This window comes from Streptomyces sp. NPDC001728, assembly GCF_040297565.1.
In the GTDB taxonomy this organism is placed as follows: domain Bacteria; phylum Actinomycetota; class Actinomycetes; order Streptomycetales; family Streptomycetaceae; genus Streptomyces.
In genome coordinates this window covers 498,975-515,605 of the sequence record NZ_JBEOZK010000001.1, presented here as the reverse complement: position 1 = coordinate 515,605, position 16,631 = coordinate 498,975, and the positions used below count along the sequence as shown (strand labels likewise).

Sequence of the window (16,631 nt, the reverse complement as noted above, 5' to 3'; positions counted from 1 at the left end):
TGCAAATCAGACAGGTTCACCCAAAAGGGGAGGCTTGTCGGGGATTCTTCCCCGACAAGCCTCCCCTCCGCCACGCCCTACTTGGCGACGAACTGCGTGAGGATCGCCTGCACCTCGTAGATGTCGACGCCCTTGGTGAAGGTCTTCTGGACGGGCAGCTGGCTGCCCGAGATCCAGATCTTCAGCTCGGCGTCGAGATCGAAGGTGCCGGCGGTCTCGACGGCGAAGTGCGTGATGCTCCGGTACGGGATCGAGTGGTACTCGACCTTCTTGCCGGTGATGCCCTGCTTGTCGACCAGCACGAGCCGCCGGTCGGTGAAGAAGATCGTGTCGCGGATCAGCAGATACGCGGCGTGCACCTGCTCCCCCGGCCCGAGCAGCCGGGCGAAGTCCTGCTGAGCCTGAGCCGGATCGATCGCGTGCGCGTTCCCGAAGAGCGCCATGCCCCACCCCCAGAAGAGAAAGAATGATCATCCGACCCTAACCCCCACAGACTTCACAGACAGTCCCCCGAAGGCCCCGCCGCCGCGCCAACGACAACGACAGAGGCCCCCAGGATTTCTCCTGGGGGCCTCTGTCCTGCTGTGCACTCGGCAGGATTCGAACCTGCAACCTTCTGATCCGTAGTCAGATGCTCTATCCGTTAAGCTACGAGTGCTTGTTCTTTTGTTTTGTCTTCGCTCCCCGGTCTTTCGACCCGCTCGCGGCGACAGGAAGAACATTACATGACTGCCGCCGCCATGTGAAATCCATTGGCCACACCCATTGTGACCTGCGAAAACGTCGCGTCGAGGCGTCGTGGGGCAGGAGGCGCCCGAGCGGGGTGCCGGGGCGGAAGACGGGTGAAAGAGACCGGGGTCACACGTTCGGGTCGGCAGGGGGAAGAAGCCGGGAACGGGCGAAGCCCCGGCCTTGGGGGCCGGGGCTTCGGGTGGGGCGGAGGCGGAGGGATTTGAACCCTCGATGGGCTTTAAGACCCAAACCGCATTAGCAGTGCGGCGCCATAGACCGGACTAGGCGACGCCTCCATGCACCTCGCGCATACGCGGGTGGTGCGTGCAGATGATGACACAGGCGAAGCGCCCGTCACCAATCGATTCTCACCGTACTAGCCCTCCGGGGTCGAGAGCAAAGCCCCACGGCCACGTCTTGCCGCCCACCCGCGCACCCCGCTTGCGCAACGCCCCGGCTCCCGGAGCGTTAGACGGGGCGGGACGCACCGTGCACCGGCGTCCCTCGCACACCCCCGTCCCTGGAGATCCGCATGCTGCGCAGCCTCGCCATCGCCACCCTCGCCACCGCCGCCGCCGGTACCGCCGGGCTCGGCCCGCTGCCTCCGCTCCCGCTGCTCCCGACGCCCGACTCGCTGACCGTGACGATCTCCGAGAGCGGCTATCCCGAAGCCGACGGCACCTTCGACCTGACATGTGACGACCGGGCCGGCGGGAACCATCCCGCCGCCGAGACCGCCTGCAAGCGCCTTGGACAGCTCGCCACCGAGGGCGGGAACCCGTTCAAGCCCGTCCCCGCCGACCAGCTCTGCACCCAGGTCTACGGCGGCCCCGCCCTCGCCCACATCACCGGCACCTGGCAGGGCCGGCGGATCGACGCCCGCTTCTCCCGCGCCAACGGCTGCGAGATCGACCGCTGGGAGAACCTGGAGCCCGTCCTTCCGCTCGTCAGGGGATGAGGAGGGAGTGAGGAGAGCGTGAGAAGGCGGTGACGGGGGGACGAGGCAGGAGTACCGCCCGGCGGCTCCCTTAGACTCCCCTGAGTGACAGGCTGCGGCCCGAGGGGCAAGATGGGCCCGCCGATCGGCAAGCACGTGCAGTGCGTCAGGGAGGAAGCGTCGTCGTGAGCAGCAGGCCATCCCGAGGCGCTGCTCGCCTCGCAGCCATACTCGACGCCCTCCCCGACGGCCTCGTGCTCGTCAACTGCAACGGCACGGTCGTCAACGCCAACACCATCGCCCTCGGCATGTTCGAGACGCCGGGCACCGCGCTCGTCGGGCGCGGTCTGCTCGATCTGCTGCCCGAGTTCGACTCGCGCCTCATCCCCGGCTCCATGCGCCGCCCCGAGGGCACCGACGAGCACGGCCGTACCAAGCCGGCCCGGATGATCGCCCGCCGTACGGACGGCAGCGAGTTCCCCGTCGAGGTGACCAGCGCCAGCCTGGAGGACGGCCGGGAGGCCTACGACTCCTACGGCGGCTACACCGGCGACGAACTCCTCATGCTGGTCGTCCGCGACCTCACCGGCACCCTCGACACCGAGGCCGAACTCGCCCGCTCGCAGCGCCAGACGGAGATGATCCTGCGCGCCGCGGCCGAGGGCGTCGTCGGCACCGACACCGACGGCCGGGTCGTCCTGGTCAACCCCGCCGCCGCGCAGATCCTCGGCTACCGCGCCGGCGAGCTCGGCGGCCAGGAACTGCACCCGCTGATCCTCGACAAGCGGGCCGACGGCGAGCCCTTCCCGTACGAGGAGTCGCCGCTCGCCGACACCCTCAAGTCCGGCCGCAAGCACCGCGTCCGGGGCCAGGTCCTGTGGGCGAAGAAGGGCGACCGGGTGCCGGTCGACCTGACGACCGCCCCGGTCCGCGACGGCGACCAGCTCGTCGGCGCCGTCATGACCTTCACCGACCGCAGGCCGTACGAGCAGCTCGTCGAGGAACACGCCGCCGAACTCGCCGACCGCGCCGAGCGCAACGCCGCCGAGCGCGAGCTGCAGCAGGAGCGGTACGCCTCCCTCGCCGCCCGGCACGAACAGCTCACCGCCGTGCTCGCCGAGTCGCTGCGCGGCCCCCTGGAGGAGCTGCGCACCCAGCTGGGCACCCTCGCCGCCGACGACGCCGGGCAGCTCTGGCCCGAGGCCAACCAGGTCCTGCACCACCTGGCCGCCGGGTACGCCCGGATGACCTCCCTCGTCGACAACGTCCTCGGCTACCAGCGCCTGGACGAGGGCACGGAAGCGCTGGACAAGACCGTCGTGCTGCTCGACTCGGTGGTGGCCGCCGGCATCGACGGGGCCGTCGAGCTGATCGGGCCCGGCCGCGCCCAGTTCGCCGTGCACGCGCCGCCCATCGAGGCCGAGGTCGACGCGGCCCGGCTCGCGACGGCGCTCGCGCATCTCGTCGCCGATGTCGCCGGCGTCGACGCGACCGGCCGGAACCGGGCCACCGCACAGGGCTCCGGACCGGCCGACTCCACCATCGTCGTCGCGGCGGCCCAGCGCGGTGACGTCGTACGCATCGAGGTCCGCGGTCCGTACACGGGCGGCGACCCCGTCCACGGGCCGGTCGTCCGCGGGGTCGTGGCGGCGCACGGCGGCGTCGTGCAGACCCATGAGGTGCCGGGGACGAGCGGCGGCGCGTACGTCCTCGAAGTCCCGCTCGGCGCCGGACGGGGCACGGTACCGCCCTCGGAGACCGGGACGGGTACGGGTAACGGGGCCGGAAGCACTGGCGGCCGTGGTGGGCGGGAGGCGCTCGCGCTGCCCGCGCAGGCGTCCCCGCAGCCGTCCCTCCAGCCGTCCCTCCAGGCGTCCCCGCAGCCGTCCCTCCAGCCGTCCCCGCAGGTGTCCCCGCAGCCGTCCTCACCGGCCGGTCCGGAGGGTTCCGCCCCGCAGCTCCCTCCGGCGGGCTCCGCGTCCGTCGTCGCTCCTGACACGGTTTCCGGTACGGGGTCGGGCCCGGGGCTCGTCCCCGCTCCCGGCGCGTTCGCCGACGGGCCCGACGAGACCTCCGGTGGGGGGCGGCGGCGGGCCCGGCGCGCTTCCACGGACGCGTTCCTTGAGAGCCCGGTCGCGCCCGAGGGCGGTGCCGCCGAGCCCAGTGGCCGCCGCCGTGGCCGTACGGGAGACACGGCCGCCGCCGCGAGTGCCGCCGAGCTGATTCCGGCCCAGCAGAACTCCGCCGCCGACTCCGCACGCGCGGTCGCGGTCGCCGAGCACTCCGCGCCGTCCGCCTCGGGTGGCTCAGTCGCCCCGTCCGCCTCCGGTGCCTCTGTCGTCGAGCCCACCGGGCGTCGGCGCGGGCGGCCCGCCGAAGGGGCCGTGGTCACCGCCGCCGAGGGCGCGCAGGGGCGGGCCGCGCTCGGCGCCGCCGTGCCGCCGCAGGGTGTCGCCGTCGACCCTTCGGGCATGCCCGCCCCGGCCCGTGCCCTGCCCGCCGTCGCCTCCGCCGAGGCCGCGCCCGAGGCGCAGCCGAGCGGGCGCCGGCGCCGTGCCCTCGCCGCCGCGCAGGAACGGGCGGCTGCGGCCGAGGCCGGGCCCCGGACGCCGTTCGCGCTCCCGCCCGCCGACGCCGACCGCGCCGACGAGCCGCTCGACGGGCCGTTCGCCGGGCCGCTGCCGGTTTCCGACGAGGGGCAGCACGAGGCCGTACGGGGTGTCCCCGGCGCCGACCACACGCCTCCGCAGCCGCATCCCCTCCCGCACGTCCAGCCGCAGGGCCAGGCGCAGGGCCCCGTCCCGGCCGCCGAGCCGACCGGGCGCCGTCGGGCCGTCACGCCTCCGCCGGAAGCGCGGGGCACCACCGGAACCACCACCGGGACAGGGACGGCCACCACGACCGGCACCGGCTCCGTACCGCTGCCCCCCGAGCTGCCGATGTCGAGGCCGCAGCCGCAGCCCCCGTCGGTCTCGCATGCGCAGGACTCCACCCAGGGGCGGGCGTTCAGCGTCCGGACCCTCGGGCAGGGCGTTCCCTTCGTCCCGCCGGGCTCGAACGCACCGGCCGCCGCACCGGCCCCTGTCGCCCCTGCGGCCCCCGCCGCACCTCCCACCCCGGCCGCACCTCCCGTCACCCCCGTACCCGCCGCCCCCTCCAACGGCTCGGGACGGCGGCGCAAGCTCGCCACCCCGCCCGAGGTCGACCCTCCGGTCCCGGCGGTTCCCGCGCTCCCTACGGCGCTCCCCGTACCGGCCGCCGGTGAGGCCCGGCCCCACCCGCAGGGGCCGTCGCCGGAGGCAGCCCTCGGGCTCGCCCCGGCCGCGTCCGAGGGGCGCGCCTACGCCATAGGGGCGCCCGCCGAGGGTTCCGCCGAGGGCCCCGAGCCGCTCGACGGGCCCGGCGGCGCCGTCGAGGTCGCCAACCGGCCCGCGCCGCGTCCCGTCGACGACGAGCTGCCCCCGGAGCCCCTCGACAACCCGCGCCGGCTGCTCGTCTGGCCCGCGCCCGACGTCTCCACCCAGCAGGCGCTGAGCGACCGGGGCTACCGGCCGGTGATCGTGCACTCCCGCGAGGAGGTCGACGCCCAGATCGCCGCCTTCCCGGCCGCGCTCTTCGTCGACCCGCTGACCGGCCCCATCACCCGTACCGCCCTCCAGTCGCTGCGCCGGGCGGCCGTCGCGGCCGAGGTGCCCGTGCTGCTGGCGGCGGGGCTCGGGCAGGCGACCCGGGAGGCGGCGTACGGCGCCGACCCGGCCGTACTCCTCAAGGCGCTCGCGCCGCGCGACAGCGAGCAGCACCCGTCCAGGGTCCTGCTGATCGAGGAGAACGAGGACATCGCGGAGGCGCTCGCGGCCACCCTGGAGCGGCGCGGGATGCAGGTGGCGCGGGCGGCCACGGACACCGAGGCGGTCACGCTGGCCGCCCAGACGCAGCCGAACCTCGTGGTGATGGACCTGATGCAGGTACGCCGCCGCCGGGCCGGGATCATCGACTGGCTGCGGGCGAACGGGCAGCTCAACCGCACCCCGCTCGTCGTCTACACCTCGGCCGACCTCGCCGCGGAGGAGCTGCCGAAGCTGTCCTCCGGCGAGACGGTCCTCTTCCTCGCCGAGCGTGCGAACAGCGCCGAGGTACAGGCCCGGATCGTCGACCTGCTCGCGAAGATCGGCACCAACTAGAGCGGCGGCGGACAGAGCGCGGGAAAGCGGTACGGGGAGGGCCTGCCCTTCCCGCACCGCTTTCCCGTCTCCGCCGGCTACAGCCGCGTGACGTCCAGCTCGCCCTCCGCGTACTGCCTGCGGATGACCTTCTTGTCGAACTTGCCCACGCTCGTCTTCGGCACCGCCGGGACGATCGCCCAGCGCTCCGGCAGCTGCCACTTGGCGATGCCGGCCCGGTCGGCCAGGAAGGCCCTCAGCGACTGGTAGTCCGCCGTCGCGCCCTCCTTGAGGACGACGGTCGCCAGCGGTCGTTCGCCCCACTTCTCGTCCGGTACGGCCACGACGGCGGCCTCGGCGACCGCCGGGTGCCCCATGATCGCGTTCTCCAGGTCGACGCTGGAGATCCACTCGCCGCCCGACTTGATGACGTCCTTGGCGCGGTCGGTGAGGGTGAGGTAGCCGTCGGGGCTGATCACGCCGACGTCGCCGGTCTTGAGCCAGCCGTCCTCGCTGAACTTGTCGTCCGGACGGACGGCCTCCGCGTCGACGCCACCGAAGTACGCGCCCGCGATCCAGGTGCCGCGCACCTCCAGCTCACCGGCGGACTCGCCGTCCCAGGGCAGGTGGTCTCCGCCGGGGCCGACGAGTCGTGCCTCGACACCGGCCGGAAAGCGCCCCTGCGTGACCCGGTACGGCCACTCCTCCTCGGTGCTCAGACCGGCCGGCGGGTGCGCCATCGTGCCCAGCGGGGAGGTCTCCGTCATGCCCCAGGCGTGACAGAGGCGGACGCCGAGCCGGTCGTACGCCTCCATCAGGGAGGGCGGACACGCCGCGCCGCCGATGGTGACCTGCTTCATGGAGGAGAGGTCGCGCGGGTTCGCGGTGACCTCGGCGAGCAGGCCCTGCCAGATGGTGGGGACGGCGGCCGCGTGCGTCGGCTTCTCGCGCTCGATCATGTCGGCGAGCGGGGCCGGCTGGAGGAAACGATCCGGCATGAGCATGTTGATGCCGGTCATGAAGGTGGCGTGCGGCAGGCCCCAGGCGTTCACGTGGAACTGAGGGACCACCACGAGGGTCGTGTCCTGGTCGGTCAGCGCCATCGACTCGGCCATGTTCACCTGCATCGAGTGCAGGTAGATCGAGCGGTGGGAGTAGACCACGCCCTTGGGGTCACCGGTGGTGCCGGAGGTGTAGCACATGGCGGCAGCGGTGCGCTCGTCCAGATCCGGCCAGTCGTACGTGATCGGGCGGCCGGCGATCAGCTCGTCGTAGTCGTGCACGCGCGGGGCGGCGCCGTCCAGGACCGAGCGGTCACCGGGGCCCGCGACCACCACGTGCTCGACCGTCGGCAGGTGCGGGAGCAGCGGGGCGAGGAGGGGGAGCAGCGAACCGTTGACGAGCACGACCCGGTCGGCGGCGTGGTTCACGATCCACACCAGCTGCTCGGGGGGCAGACGGAGGTTGAGCGTGTGGAGGACCGCGCCCATGGAGGGAATCGCGAAGTACGCCTCGACATGCTCGGAGTTGTTCCACATGAGCGTCGCGACCCGCTGGTCGCCGGTGACGCCGAGTTCGTCGCGCAGGGCGTTGGCCAGCTGGTGCGCGCGTGCTCCCGCCTCCGCGAACGTGCGGCGCTGCGGCTCGGGCTCGCCCGTCCAGGTGGTGATGGTGGACTTCCCGTGGATCGTCATCCCGTGCTTGAGGATGCGGCTCACGGTCAGCTGTACGTCCTGCATGGTGCTGTACACGGGGCGTCCTCCCGGTGGGCGCTACGTGGCAGTAAGGGGGTGTGGAGATTCTGCGCACGTACCGCTCGGTATGTCACTACCCAAGAGTACGGAAATTGCCAGTGATCACTGGCGGAAGCCGGCGGGGACGCGTCCGCCGACTGTTCGGGACGCCGTACGGGTCACGATCCGGGGCGCCGTACAGGTCCCGTCCGGGGCGCCGTACGGATCATCCGGGTCACCGTACGGGGGTCAGCTCCGGGTCCTCGCGGAGCTTGCCGAGCGCCCGGGAGACGGCGCTCTTGACCGTCCCGACCGACACCCCCAGCACCTCGGCGGTCTGGGCCTCGCTGAGGTCCTCGTAGTACCTGAGGACCACCATCTGCCGCTGACGCTCCGGCAGCTTCAGCACCGCGCGCCACATCGCGTCGTGCAGCACCTGGCGCTCGGCCGGGTCCGGCTCCGGCAGCCCGACGGGCTCGGGCAGCTCCTCGCAGACGAACTCGTCGACCTTGCGCTTGCGCCACTGGGAGGTACGGGTGTTCAGCAGCGCCCGGCGTACGTAGCCGTCCAGGGCGCGGTGGTCCTCGATGCGCTCCCAGGCCATGAAGGTCTTGGCGAGCGCGGTCTGGAGCAGGTCCTCCGCGTCGCAGGGGTTGGCGGTCAGGGAGCGCGCGGTGCGCAGGAGCACGGGCCCACGCGCCCGTACGTACGAGGAGAAGGTCGGGTACGACGCGTACTGCGAGGCACCGGCGCAGACGGGGCCAGAGGGTGGCGGAGTCATGACTCCACGCTAGGAGGGGAGGGGTGCCCGGCGGATCGGCCCCAGGTCCCGACCCGCCGTCCGCCTCAGGTTGTAGGGGTGGGGACGCCCCCACCTCCTCTGGGTGGAGACCGCTCGGGGACACGTCAGGGTCGGAGGTCTTCGGAGTCGGGGGCGTCGGGGGCGGTGAGGGTGTCGGGGGCGGTGGGAGCGTCGGGGGCGTCCGGGATGTCGGGGGGCGAGGTCCGGGTGGGGGTGGGGACGACCCGGGCGACGGGGGCGTCCACCGCGTTCCGGTCGACGAAGAGGCGGTGCCCGCCGTACGACTCCGAGACGTTGCCCGCGTACTGGTGGATCCGCGCGTGCGGCATCCACGCCTCCGGCTGCAGCACGCTCTCGGTGTACAGCGAGGGCTGCCCCCGCCACCGCGCGAACCACATCACCGCCGGCATGTCCTGCGTCCCCGCCCGCCGCTGTGCCTCGATGTCCCGCACTCCCGAGTCGGCGCTGCTGTAGAACCCGGGCAGGTACCCGAGCCGCCGCACCTCCCGGTTCCAGGCGCGGACGAAGGAGAGCGTCGTCGCGGCGCAAGGGGCGTCGCCGTCCCGGTACGCCTCGATGTCGAGGTACAGCGGGCTGCCCGTGCCCAGCCCCAGCGCCCCCGCGGCCCGTACCGCGTCGCCCGCCTCCCGGGTGCCCTGGTCCCACGGGTTGCTGCCGAGGGCGAAAGGCCGCTTGGCGGCGGAGACGACGCAGGGCGCCTGGGAACCGACGTACAGCGGCAGCAGCCGCCAGCCCATGGTGTGGACGGCGGAGACCCACGCGCGGTTCAGCTCCCGCTGGCCGGGGCAGCCCCGCCCCCGGCCGCCGAAGTAGATCCCGACGGCCCCGTACGAGGACCCGCGCCAGGCCCTCATCTCCGCGAGCCCGGGAGCCTCACAGGTGTCGAAGGCCCTGCCGGTGAAGCGCACGGGAGGGTCGAGGGCCTGGGGGGCGAGAGCGGGCGCGGCGGGGGTGGTGTGGGCGGCGGGCGGCGAGGCTTCCCTGGGCGGGGCGAGGGAGAGGGCCGCCCCGATCAGTACGGTCGCCAGGGCGGCGAGAACCGCCCTGGGTGTCCCCCGTGACGACGACGAGGACGACGGCGGGGGCGGGGGCGGGGGCGAGGACGGACCATCAGTAGCCCGTGCGTATGTGCTCATGGCGCGAGTGAAGGACCGCGCGCCGCGCCCGTCCACCGCAGGGGCCGTCTCCTCAGCCGTCCGTGCCCAGGATCAACCCGGACGTGGGAACCCCCGTCCCCGCCGTGACCAGACTCCGCGCCGCCCCGGGCACCTGGTTCACCGAGGTGCCGCGCAGCTGCCGTACCGCCTCCGCGATGCCGTTCATGCCGTGCAGATACGCCTCGCCGAGCTGGCCCCCGTGGGTGTTCAGCGGCAGCGCGTCCGCTGCGACGAAGTCGGCCGCCTCCCCGGGCCCGCAGAAGCCGAACTCCTCCAGCTGCATCAGCACGAACGGCGTGAAGTGGTCGTACAGGATGCCCACGTCGATGTCGGACGGTGCGAGCCCCGACGTCCGCCACAGCTGGCGGGCCACCACCCCCATCTCCGGGAGTCCGGTCAGGTCGTCCCGGTAGAAGCTGGTCATCGCCTCCTGCTTCCGGCCGGCGCCCTGCGCCGCCGCGACGATCACGGCGGGCGGGTTCGGCAGGTCGCGGGCGCGCTCGACGGAGGTGACGACGATCGCCTGCCCGCCGTCGGTCTCCTGGCAGCAGTCGAGGAGCCGCAGCGGTTCGGCGATCCAGCGCGAGGCGGCGTGGTCGGCGAGGGTGATCGGCTTCCCGTGGAAGTACGCGGCGGGGTTGCGGGCCGCGTGGCGCCGGTCGGTGACGGCGACATGGCCGAAGGCGTCCGGCGTCAGCCCGTAGGCGTGCAGATAGCGCTGGGCGATCATGGCGACCCAGGAGGCCGGGGTGAGCAGCCCGAACGGCAGCTGCCAGCCCAGCGCCGCACCCTCGGCGGAGGGCTCGCGCTGCTGGACCCCGGAGCCGAAGCGGCGCCCGGAGCGCTCGTTGAAGGCCCGGTAGCAGACGACGACCTCGGCGACCCCGGTGGCGACGGCGAGCGCGGCCTGCTGCACGGTGGCGCAGGCGGCCCCGCCGCCGTAGTGCACGCGGGAGAAGAAGGACAGCTCGCCGATGCCGGACGCCTGGGCGACGGTGATCTCGGGGTTGGTGTCCATGGTGAAGGTGACGAGCCCGTCGACGTCGGCGGGGGTCAGCCCGGCGTCGTCGAGGGCCGCCCGCACCGCCTCGGCGGCGAGGGAGAGCTCGCTGCGGCCGGAGTCCTTGGAGAACTCGGTCGCGCCGATGCCGACGACGGCCGCCCGGCCGCCGAGTCCGTCCCGTCGGCGGACGCTCATGGCGTCACCTCCACGGCGACCGTGCCGGTGACGTGGTACCCGAGCCCGTTGGCCCCGACCACCCTGACCTGCGCGGTGTTCCCGTCGACCGCGGTGACCGTGCCGGTGAGGACCATGGTGTCGCCGGGGTGGTTGGGGGCCCCGAGCCGGATGGTGACCTTGCGCAGGACGGCGCGGGGGCCGAAGTGGTCGGTGACGTACCGGCCGACGAGCCCGTTGGTCGTGAGGATGTTCATGAAGATGTCCGGGGAGCCCTTCTCCCGGGCCAGTTCGGCGTCGTGGTGCACGTCCTGGTAGTCGCGGGAGGCGACGGCCCCGGCGACGATCAGGGTGCGCGTGATCGGGACCGCCAGCGGTGGCAGTTCGTCCCCGGCCTTCATGACGGGTCTCCTTCCGCGAGCAGGTCGCCGAGTTCGGCGAGGAGTTCGGTGCCGCTGCCCAGAAAGGCGTCGAGCTGGCGGCCCCAGAGGAAGTGCCGGTGGACGGGGTGGTCGAGGTCCGCGCCCATGCCGCCGTGCAGATGCTGCCCGGCGTGCACGACCCGCTTGCCCGCCTCGGAGGCCCACCAGGCGGTCGTCAGGGCCGCCTCGCCGACGTCCAGGCCCTCGTCGAAGCGCCAGGCCGCCTCGTAGGCGGTGACGCGGATGGCCTCGGTGTCCATGTACGCGTCGGCTGCCCTCAGTTGTACGGCCTGGTGGGTGGAGAGCGGGCGGCCGAACTGTTCCCGTACGGAGGTGTACTCCACGGCCCTGGCGAGCGACCCCGCGCAGACCCCCGCCTGGAGCCCTGCGAAGGCGACCCGGGCGGCGGCGAGAACGTCGGTGTAGGGGTCGGGGTGCGGGTGCGGGTCCGGTTGTGCGTCCCCACCGCGTCCTCCGAGCCGCTCCCCCGTCGCCCCGTCGAGGACGAGCCGGCCGGCGGACCAGGGTGCGGTGAGTTCGACGGGGTCGACCCGGGCCGCGTCCTCGGTACGGACCAGCCACAGGGTCCGCTCCTCGTCCGGTACGAGCACATGGGTGGCGTCCCTGAGCCAGGGCACCCACTCCACGGCCCCGCTGAGCCGCCCGTCGCGCGAGGTGACGCCACCGGCCGCCGGGAACGCGCCCGTCACCACCGTCGTACCGTCGCGGAGGCCGGGCAGCAGCCGGCCGCGCTGCTCCTCCGTACCGTGCCGGGCGACGGCGAGGATCCCGTAGACGCAGCCGGCGGCGAGCGGCACCTGCGCCGTCACCCGCCCCTGTTCCTCCAGGAGCATGACCAGGCCGAGCAGCCCGGTCTCCTCGACGGCGCCGGGGAGTCCGGCGGCGCAGAGCGCCTTCCACAGCTCGGCGTCCGTGCCGGTACCGGCCGCCCCGAGCCGCTCGTGGGTGCTGAGGTCGGCGAAGATCCGGGCGGCCAGCTCCCGGACGGCCGCCTGCTCCTCGCTGGGGGTGAAATCCATGTCAGGCCTCGCCTTCGGCGCGGAAGACGGGAAGCACGAGGTCCTCGTCGGCCCGCAGGAACTCCAGCCGCACCGGCATCCCGATCCGGACCTTGTCGTACGGCACACCCACCACGTTGCTGACCATCCGTACGCCCTCGGCGAGTTCGATCAGCCCGACCGCGTACGGCGGGTCGAAGGCGGGGAAGGGCGGGTGGTGCATCACCACGTACGAGAACACCGTCCCGGTACCGCTCGCCTCGACCGTGTCCCAGTCCGGCGAGCCGCAGTCGGCGCACCCCGGGAGCCAGGGGATGCGCAGGGCCGCGCAGTCGCCGCAGCGCTGGATGAGGAGCCGGTGGTCGGCCACGCCCTCCCAGAAACCGGCGTTGTCCCGGTTGACGACGGGGCGGGGGCGGCGGGGCGCGGACTTCGCTTCGGACGGGGACCCGGTCTTCCGGGGCGGCCGGGCGGCGGGCGCGTACTTGAGGATGCGGAAGCGGTGGGTGCCCGCGAGTTCGCCGTCCGCGCGGACGTCCGTGCGGGTGGTGACGAAGTGCCCCGCCCCGAGCTTGGTGGTCTTGAGCTCGGAGACCGACTCGATGACGGTGTCGAAGGTGATCGCGTCGCCGGGCCGCAGCGACCGCAGGTACTCCTGCTCGCAGTCGGTCGCGACGACCGAGGTGTAACCGGCCCCGTCGAGAAGGCCGAACAGCTCCTCGTACGCCGATGAGCGGTCCGTGTGTCCCGAGAGGCCGCCCATCGTCCAGGCCTGGAGCATGGTGGGCGGCGCGACGGCGTCCGGCCCCTGATAGGCGGGGTGGGTGTCGCCCATGGCCTCGCACCAGTGCCTGATCATGGGCAGGTTGACGGGGTCCTTGCCGGTGCCGGCGGTGGCGGCGGGCAGCCCCTCGAACCTCACGAGCCGTTCGTACAGCGCGGGCGGCTGCTCGGCACCACTCTCCGCGGACCGTTCCGCACCACTCGCCGCAGGCTGTTCCGCACCACTCACCGCGGACCGTTCCGCACCACTCACCGCAGGCTGTTCCGCACCGCTCACCGCGGACCGTTCCGCACCACTCACCGCGGACCGTTCCGCACCACTCACCGCGGACCGTTCCGCACCACTCACCGCAGGCTGTTCCGCACCGCTCACCGCGGACCGTTCCGCACCGCTCACCGCGGACCGTTCCTCGCCGCTCATCGCCGCCCCCTCCCCTTCATGCCGAGCCGCATCCTCGCGACGATCTCGCGCTGCACCTCGCTCACGCCTCCCCCGAAGGTGTTGATCTGCGCGGCCCGGTTCATGCGCTCCAGCTCACCGCCGTCGAGCTCCCCCGGCGACCCCGCTCGCACCGTCCCCGCACCGCCCGCGATCTCCTGGCAGATGCGGTACACCTCCACCGCCGACTCGGTTCCCGCGAACTTCACGCCGCTCGCGTCCCCCGGGGCCAGCCGGCCCGCCCCCACGTCCCCGACCAAACGCCAGTTCAGCAGGCGTGTCGCGGCCAGCCGGGCGTGCGCTTCGGCGGCTCGGATCCGAATCCACGGCTCGTCGGCGCGACGCCGCCCGGTCACCGGATCGGGGGTACGCGCCCGGTCGAGCGCGGCGGCGAAGAAGTCCTCGGCCTGCATGCCGATCGCGGCGAGCGCGACCCGCTCGTGGTTGAGCTGGTTGGTGATGAGCCCCCAGCCGCCGTGCTCGGGCCCGACGAGGTTGCCCGCAGGGACCCGTATCCCGTCGTAGTAGGTGGAGGTCGTCGTCAGCCCGCCCACGGTCGCGATCGGGGTCCAGGAGAAGCCGGGGGCGTCGGTGGGGACGAGGACGATCGAGATGCCCTTGTGCGGGGGCGCGTCGGGGTCGGTGCGGCAGGCGAGCCAGATCCAGTCCGCGTTCTGGGCGTTGGAGGTGAAGATCTTCTGGCCGTCGATCAGCCAGGACTCACCGTCCCGGACCGCCCGCGTCCGGAGGGAGGCGAGGTCCGTGCCGGCCTCGGGCTCGCTGTAGCCGATGGCGAAGACCGTCTCGCCGCGCAGGATCCGGGGCAGGAAGTAGGCCTTCTGCTCCTCGGTCCCGTAGGTCATCAGGGTGGGTCCGACGGTGTTCAGGGTGACCATCGAGACGGGGGCGCCCGCGCGGTACGCCTCGTCGAAGAAGACGAACTGCTCGTCGGGGCCGCGGCCCTGCCCTCCGTACTCCTCAGGCCAGCCGAGGCCGAGGAACCCGTCGGCGCCGATCCGGCGGAGCAGCCGGCGCTGGGCGGCGGTGTCGGTGACGGGCGGCGGACCGTCGGGCATCAGGTCCCGGAAGTACGCGCGGAGTTCGGCGCGCAGCCGCAGCTGCCGCTCGGTCGGGGCGAGGTGCACGGAGACGGCCTCCCGTGGGACGACGAGGTTTCTGACTGTCCGTCAGATTCCATCTCCCTGTCAAGGTCGACGACCGAGCGCGCACCCTCGCGGGAGGCGGGCACACCACACGACGGCCTGTGCGCCGGTACCGAAGTACCCGCGCACAGGCCGTCGCTCACACCACGGTCACGCCCCCCGTCGGGCCGGCTGCCGCGCCTCCGGCTACCACCACGGGTGGTTGAAGTTGACCAGCGCGTTGTTCTGGCTGATGGGAGTGAGGGCGGAGCCGTTCACACTGGCGGTGTTGTTCTGGTTGGAGGCGCCGGAACCGGTCGCCACCTGCTGCGTAGTCGTCGAGTTGCCGAAGTTGTCCCCACCCACGCCGCTGCCGATGATCGTGGCGACGCTCGTGTTCGATCCGTCGTCCGCGAATCCTCCGTTGTCGGCCTGGGCCACCCCGGTGAAGAGCGCGGCGGCGAGGGGCAGGGCGGCGGTGGCGGCGAGGATGCGGGCGGTACGGATGCTTGCCATGTGTGTTCCTCCGGGAACTGAAAACTGGTGCTGTCGCACGGAACTGCTCTGAGGTTCTCTGTACTGCTCGGGCACTGCTCTGAATCTTTGAAGTACGGCTATGTCCAAGGCAGTTGGCCGAACGCCCCGGTGTTTTCGTGCTCGACGTCGCGAATCCAGAGTTGCCCACCGAATCCCCGGCGAACCACCCCGGAGCGCCTTGTTCCCCCGCAAGCGTGAGGACAAGTCGATAAACCCGGTCAGCACGAGAAAAACCCAGCTCACCGGGGCGGAACGCATTCAGGACAGGTGGGGGCGGCGCGGCGCAGGGGAGGAAGCGTTCCGGCAGATTTCCCGCCAATCGCCGTCGGCCGGGAACGCGACGGCGAGTCGCCCGTACCGAAGAATCGAACGAACACCCGTGACGGGAAATGAGTTCTACGGAATGTCCCGCTGTCCCACGGCCGCCTCGAAGGCGGCGTACGCGCGCGCGTCGAAGAGCACGAAGCGCACCTCCTCCACCTCGGTACGCGCCTCCCGGACCGTCTCCACGGCGATGCGGGCGCCGTCCTCCATGGGCCAGCCGTAGATCCCGGTGGAGATGGCGGGGAAGGCGACGGTGCGGGCACCCGACTCGTCCGCGACCCGGAGGGATTCGCGGTAGCAGGAGGCGAGCAGCTCCGAGCGGTCCACCTCGGCCGACCAGACGGGGCCGACCGTGTGGATGACGTGCCGGGCCGGCAGCCGCCCCGCCGTGGTGGCCACGGCCTGCCCGGTCGCGAGGCCCTTGCCGTAGTGCGAGCGCCGCAGTTGCTGACAGGCGGCGAGGATCTCGGGCCCGCCCTTGCGGTGGATGGCGCCGTCGACTCCTCCGCCGCCGAGGAGCGAGGAGTTCGCGGCGTTGACGATCGCGTCCACCGCCTCGGCGGTGATGTCCCCCTGCACCAGCACGATCCGCACCACGACAGAACCCTCTCTCTCCGGCGACGCCCTTCGGACGGGTCCATTGAAGGACGTCAGGGGCGCCGCGGTCGCGTGGAATACGGCGGGGCACCCCGGACACGTGGACGTCGGGGGCGCCCCGGACACGAGTCCGGGGCGCCCCCGACGTTCGGTTCGCGCCGTCGCGTCACTGCTGGGGCGGCGTGTCCGGCCCCTGCCCCGTACCGCGCAGCTGATCCTTGAGCTTGTCCTGGGCGGTGTCGACCTGTCCGCTGTACTTGCCCTGCGTCTTCCCGTCGACGAGGTCGCCGGCCTTGTCGACGCCATGGGAGGCCTGATCCTCGTGGCCCTTGAGCATCCCCTTGAGCTTGTCGAACACAGACATCCTTGCCCTCCTAGCAGCTGATGCGGCCCCTCCAGCATCGCGGCACCGCCCCCGCACCGCATCCGCAGACCGACTCACAGCACCGGGAACGCCGGGCCGTCACCCGGCACGGACAAGCGAACGGCCCCCGACCTGACTGCAGGTCGGGGGCCGTTCCTCTGCGGTGGGTGTGGGATTTGAACCCACGGTGACATCGCTGCCACGACGGTTTTCAAGACCGTTCCCTTAGGCCGCTCGGGCAACCCACCCATGCCCCGGGCCACCTGGGGCGGAGCGGCTACAGCG

At 72.6% G+C, this 16,631-nt stretch carries 14 protein-coding genes and 3 tRNA genes; 2 read left to right on the top strand and 15 right to left on the bottom strand.

What is annotated here, in order from left to right; genetic code table 11:
• Positions 1-77: 77 nt before the first annotated feature.
• The 3 genes from ABT154_RS02310 to ABT154_RS02300 all read right to left on the bottom strand — a co-directional run bounded on the left by ABT154_RS02310 (position 78) and on the right by ABT154_RS02300 (position 1,028).
• Positions 78-443, bottom strand: a complete 366-nt coding sequence (locus tag ABT154_RS02310; protein WP_030204774.1) for a PH domain-containing protein — start codon at positions 441-443, stop codon at positions 78-80.
• Between the two features lie 142 nt (positions 444-585).
• A tRNA-Arg gene (locus tag ABT154_RS02305) sits at positions 586-658 on the bottom strand.
• A 279-nt stretch (positions 659-937) separates the two neighbouring features.
• A tRNA-Ser gene (locus ABT154_RS02300) sits at positions 938-1,028 on the bottom strand.
• Between the two features lie 236 nt (positions 1,029-1,264).
• Here ABT154_RS02300 and ABT154_RS02295 point away from each other — a divergent pair.
• Positions 1,265-1,690: an SSI family serine proteinase inhibitor gene (locus ABT154_RS02295; protein WP_351851750.1), complete on the top strand. Its 426-nt coding sequence runs from the start codon at positions 1,265-1,267 to the stop codon at positions 1,688-1,690.
• 164 nt (positions 1,691-1,854) lie between these two features.
• Positions 1,855-5,850, top strand: a complete 3,996-nt coding sequence (locus ABT154_RS02290; RefSeq protein WP_351851748.1) for a PAS domain-containing protein — start codon at positions 1,855-1,857, stop codon at positions 5,848-5,850.
• A gap of 77 nt (positions 5,851-5,927) precedes the next feature.
• Here the strand turns inward: ABT154_RS02290 and ABT154_RS02285 are convergent, their stop codons facing one another.
• The 12 genes from ABT154_RS02285 to ABT154_RS02230 form a co-directional block, all read right to left on the bottom strand.
• On the bottom strand, positions 5,928-7,580 hold the full coding sequence (locus ABT154_RS02285) for a long-chain fatty acid--CoA ligase (RefSeq protein WP_351851746.1): 1,653 nt from the start codon (positions 7,578-7,580) through the stop codon (positions 5,928-5,930).
• Between the two features lie 217 nt (positions 7,581-7,797).
• Positions 7,798-8,343 carry a SigE family RNA polymerase sigma factor gene (locus tag ABT154_RS02280; protein WP_351851744.1) on the bottom strand — a complete coding sequence of 182 codons (546 nt, stop codon included), beginning with the start codon at positions 8,341-8,343 and terminating at the stop codon, positions 7,798-7,800.
• Positions 8,344-8,468: 125 nt separating this feature from the next.
• Positions 8,469-9,521, bottom strand: coding sequence for a DUF1906 domain-containing protein (locus tag ABT154_RS02275; protein ID WP_351851741.1), 1,053 nt, complete (start codon positions 9,519-9,521; stop codon positions 8,469-8,471).
• Between the two features lie 52 nt (positions 9,522-9,573).
• The gene (locus tag ABT154_RS02270) at positions 9,574-10,740 is read right to left on the bottom strand and encodes a lipid-transfer protein (RefSeq protein WP_351851739.1); all 1,167 of its coding nucleotides are present in this window, start codon (positions 10,738-10,740) and stop codon (positions 9,574-9,576) included.
• Positions 10,737-11,120, bottom strand: a complete 384-nt coding sequence (locus tag ABT154_RS02265) for a MaoC family dehydratase (RefSeq protein WP_351851736.1) — start codon at positions 11,118-11,120, stop codon at positions 10,737-10,739. The genes ABT154_RS02270 and ABT154_RS02265 overlap by 4 nt, the downstream gene beginning before the upstream one ends.
• Entirely contained in the window at positions 11,117-12,181 is a 1,065-nt protein-coding gene (locus ABT154_RS02260; RefSeq protein WP_351851734.1) for an acyl-CoA dehydrogenase family protein, read from the bottom strand. The genes ABT154_RS02265 and ABT154_RS02260 overlap by 4 nt, the downstream gene beginning before the upstream one ends.
• 1 nt (position 12,182) lies before the next feature.
• The gene (locus ABT154_RS02255) at positions 12,183-13,097 is read right to left on the bottom strand and encodes a bifunctional MaoC family dehydratase N-terminal/OB-fold nucleic acid binding domain-containing protein (protein ID WP_351852035.1); all 915 of its coding nucleotides are present in this window, start codon (positions 13,095-13,097) and stop codon (positions 12,183-12,185) included.
• A 263-nt stretch (positions 13,098-13,360) separates the two neighbouring features.
• A complete protein-coding gene (locus tag ABT154_RS02250) occupies positions 13,361-14,527 on the bottom strand; it encodes an acyl-CoA dehydrogenase family protein (RefSeq protein WP_351851731.1) in 1,167 nt (388 codons plus the stop codon).
• A 204-nt stretch (positions 14,528-14,731) separates the two neighbouring features.
• Positions 14,732-15,040: a hypothetical protein gene (locus ABT154_RS02245; protein ID WP_351851729.1), complete on the bottom strand. Its 309-nt coding sequence runs from the start codon at positions 15,038-15,040 to the stop codon at positions 14,732-14,734.
• Between the two features lie 417 nt (positions 15,041-15,457).
• On the bottom strand, positions 15,458-15,982 hold the full coding sequence (locus ABT154_RS02240; RefSeq protein ID WP_351851727.1) for an O-acetyl-ADP-ribose deacetylase: 525 nt from the start codon (positions 15,980-15,982) through the stop codon (positions 15,458-15,460).
• Positions 15,983-16,148: 166 nt separating this feature from the next.
• Positions 16,149-16,346 carry an antitoxin gene (locus ABT154_RS02235; protein ID WP_351851724.1) on the bottom strand — a complete coding sequence of 66 codons (198 nt, stop codon included), beginning with the start codon at positions 16,344-16,346 and terminating at the stop codon, positions 16,149-16,151.
• Positions 16,347-16,507: 161 nt separating this feature from the next.
• Positions 16,508-16,594 (bottom strand) — tRNA-Ser (locus ABT154_RS02230).
• Between the last annotated feature and the right edge of the window lie 37 nt (positions 16,595-16,631).

What these genes read in the sequence shown, in the direction of transcription:
- ABT154_RS02270 (WP_351851739.1), bottom strand. Translation starts at nt 10,740, where the DNA reads ATGAGCGTCCGCCGACGGGACGGACTCGGCGGCCGGGCGGCCGTCGTC.
- ABT154_RS02260 (WP_351851734.1), bottom strand. Translation starts at nt 12,181, where the DNA reads ATGGATTTCACCCCCAGCGAGGAGCAGGCGGCCGTCCGGGAGCTGGCC.
- ABT154_RS02245 (WP_351851729.1), bottom strand. Translation starts at nt 15,040, where the DNA reads ATGGCAAGCATCCGTACCGCCCGCATCCTCGCCGCCACCGCCGCCCTG.
- ABT154_RS02310 (WP_030204774.1), bottom strand. Translation starts at nt 443, where the DNA reads ATGGCGCTCTTCGGGAACGCGCACGCGATCGATCCGGCTCAGGCTCAG.
- ABT154_RS02295 (WP_351851750.1), top strand. Translation starts at nt 1,265, where the DNA reads ATGCTGCGCAGCCTCGCCATCGCCACCCTCGCCACCGCCGCCGCCGGT.
- ABT154_RS02275 (WP_351851741.1), bottom strand. Translation starts at nt 9,521, where the DNA reads ATGAGCACATACGCACGGGCTACTGATGGTCCGTCCTCGCCCCCGCCC.
- ABT154_RS02280 (WP_351851744.1), bottom strand. Translation starts at nt 8,343, where the DNA reads ATGACTCCGCCACCCTCTGGCCCCGTCTGCGCCGGTGCCTCGCAGTAC.
- ABT154_RS02235 (WP_351851724.1), bottom strand. Translation starts at nt 16,346, where the DNA reads ATGTCTGTGTTCGACAAGCTCAAGGGGATGCTCAAGGGCCACGAGGAT.
- ABT154_RS02265 (WP_351851736.1), bottom strand. Translation starts at nt 11,120, where the DNA reads ATGAAGGCCGGGGACGAACTGCCACCGCTGGCGGTCCCGATCACGCGC.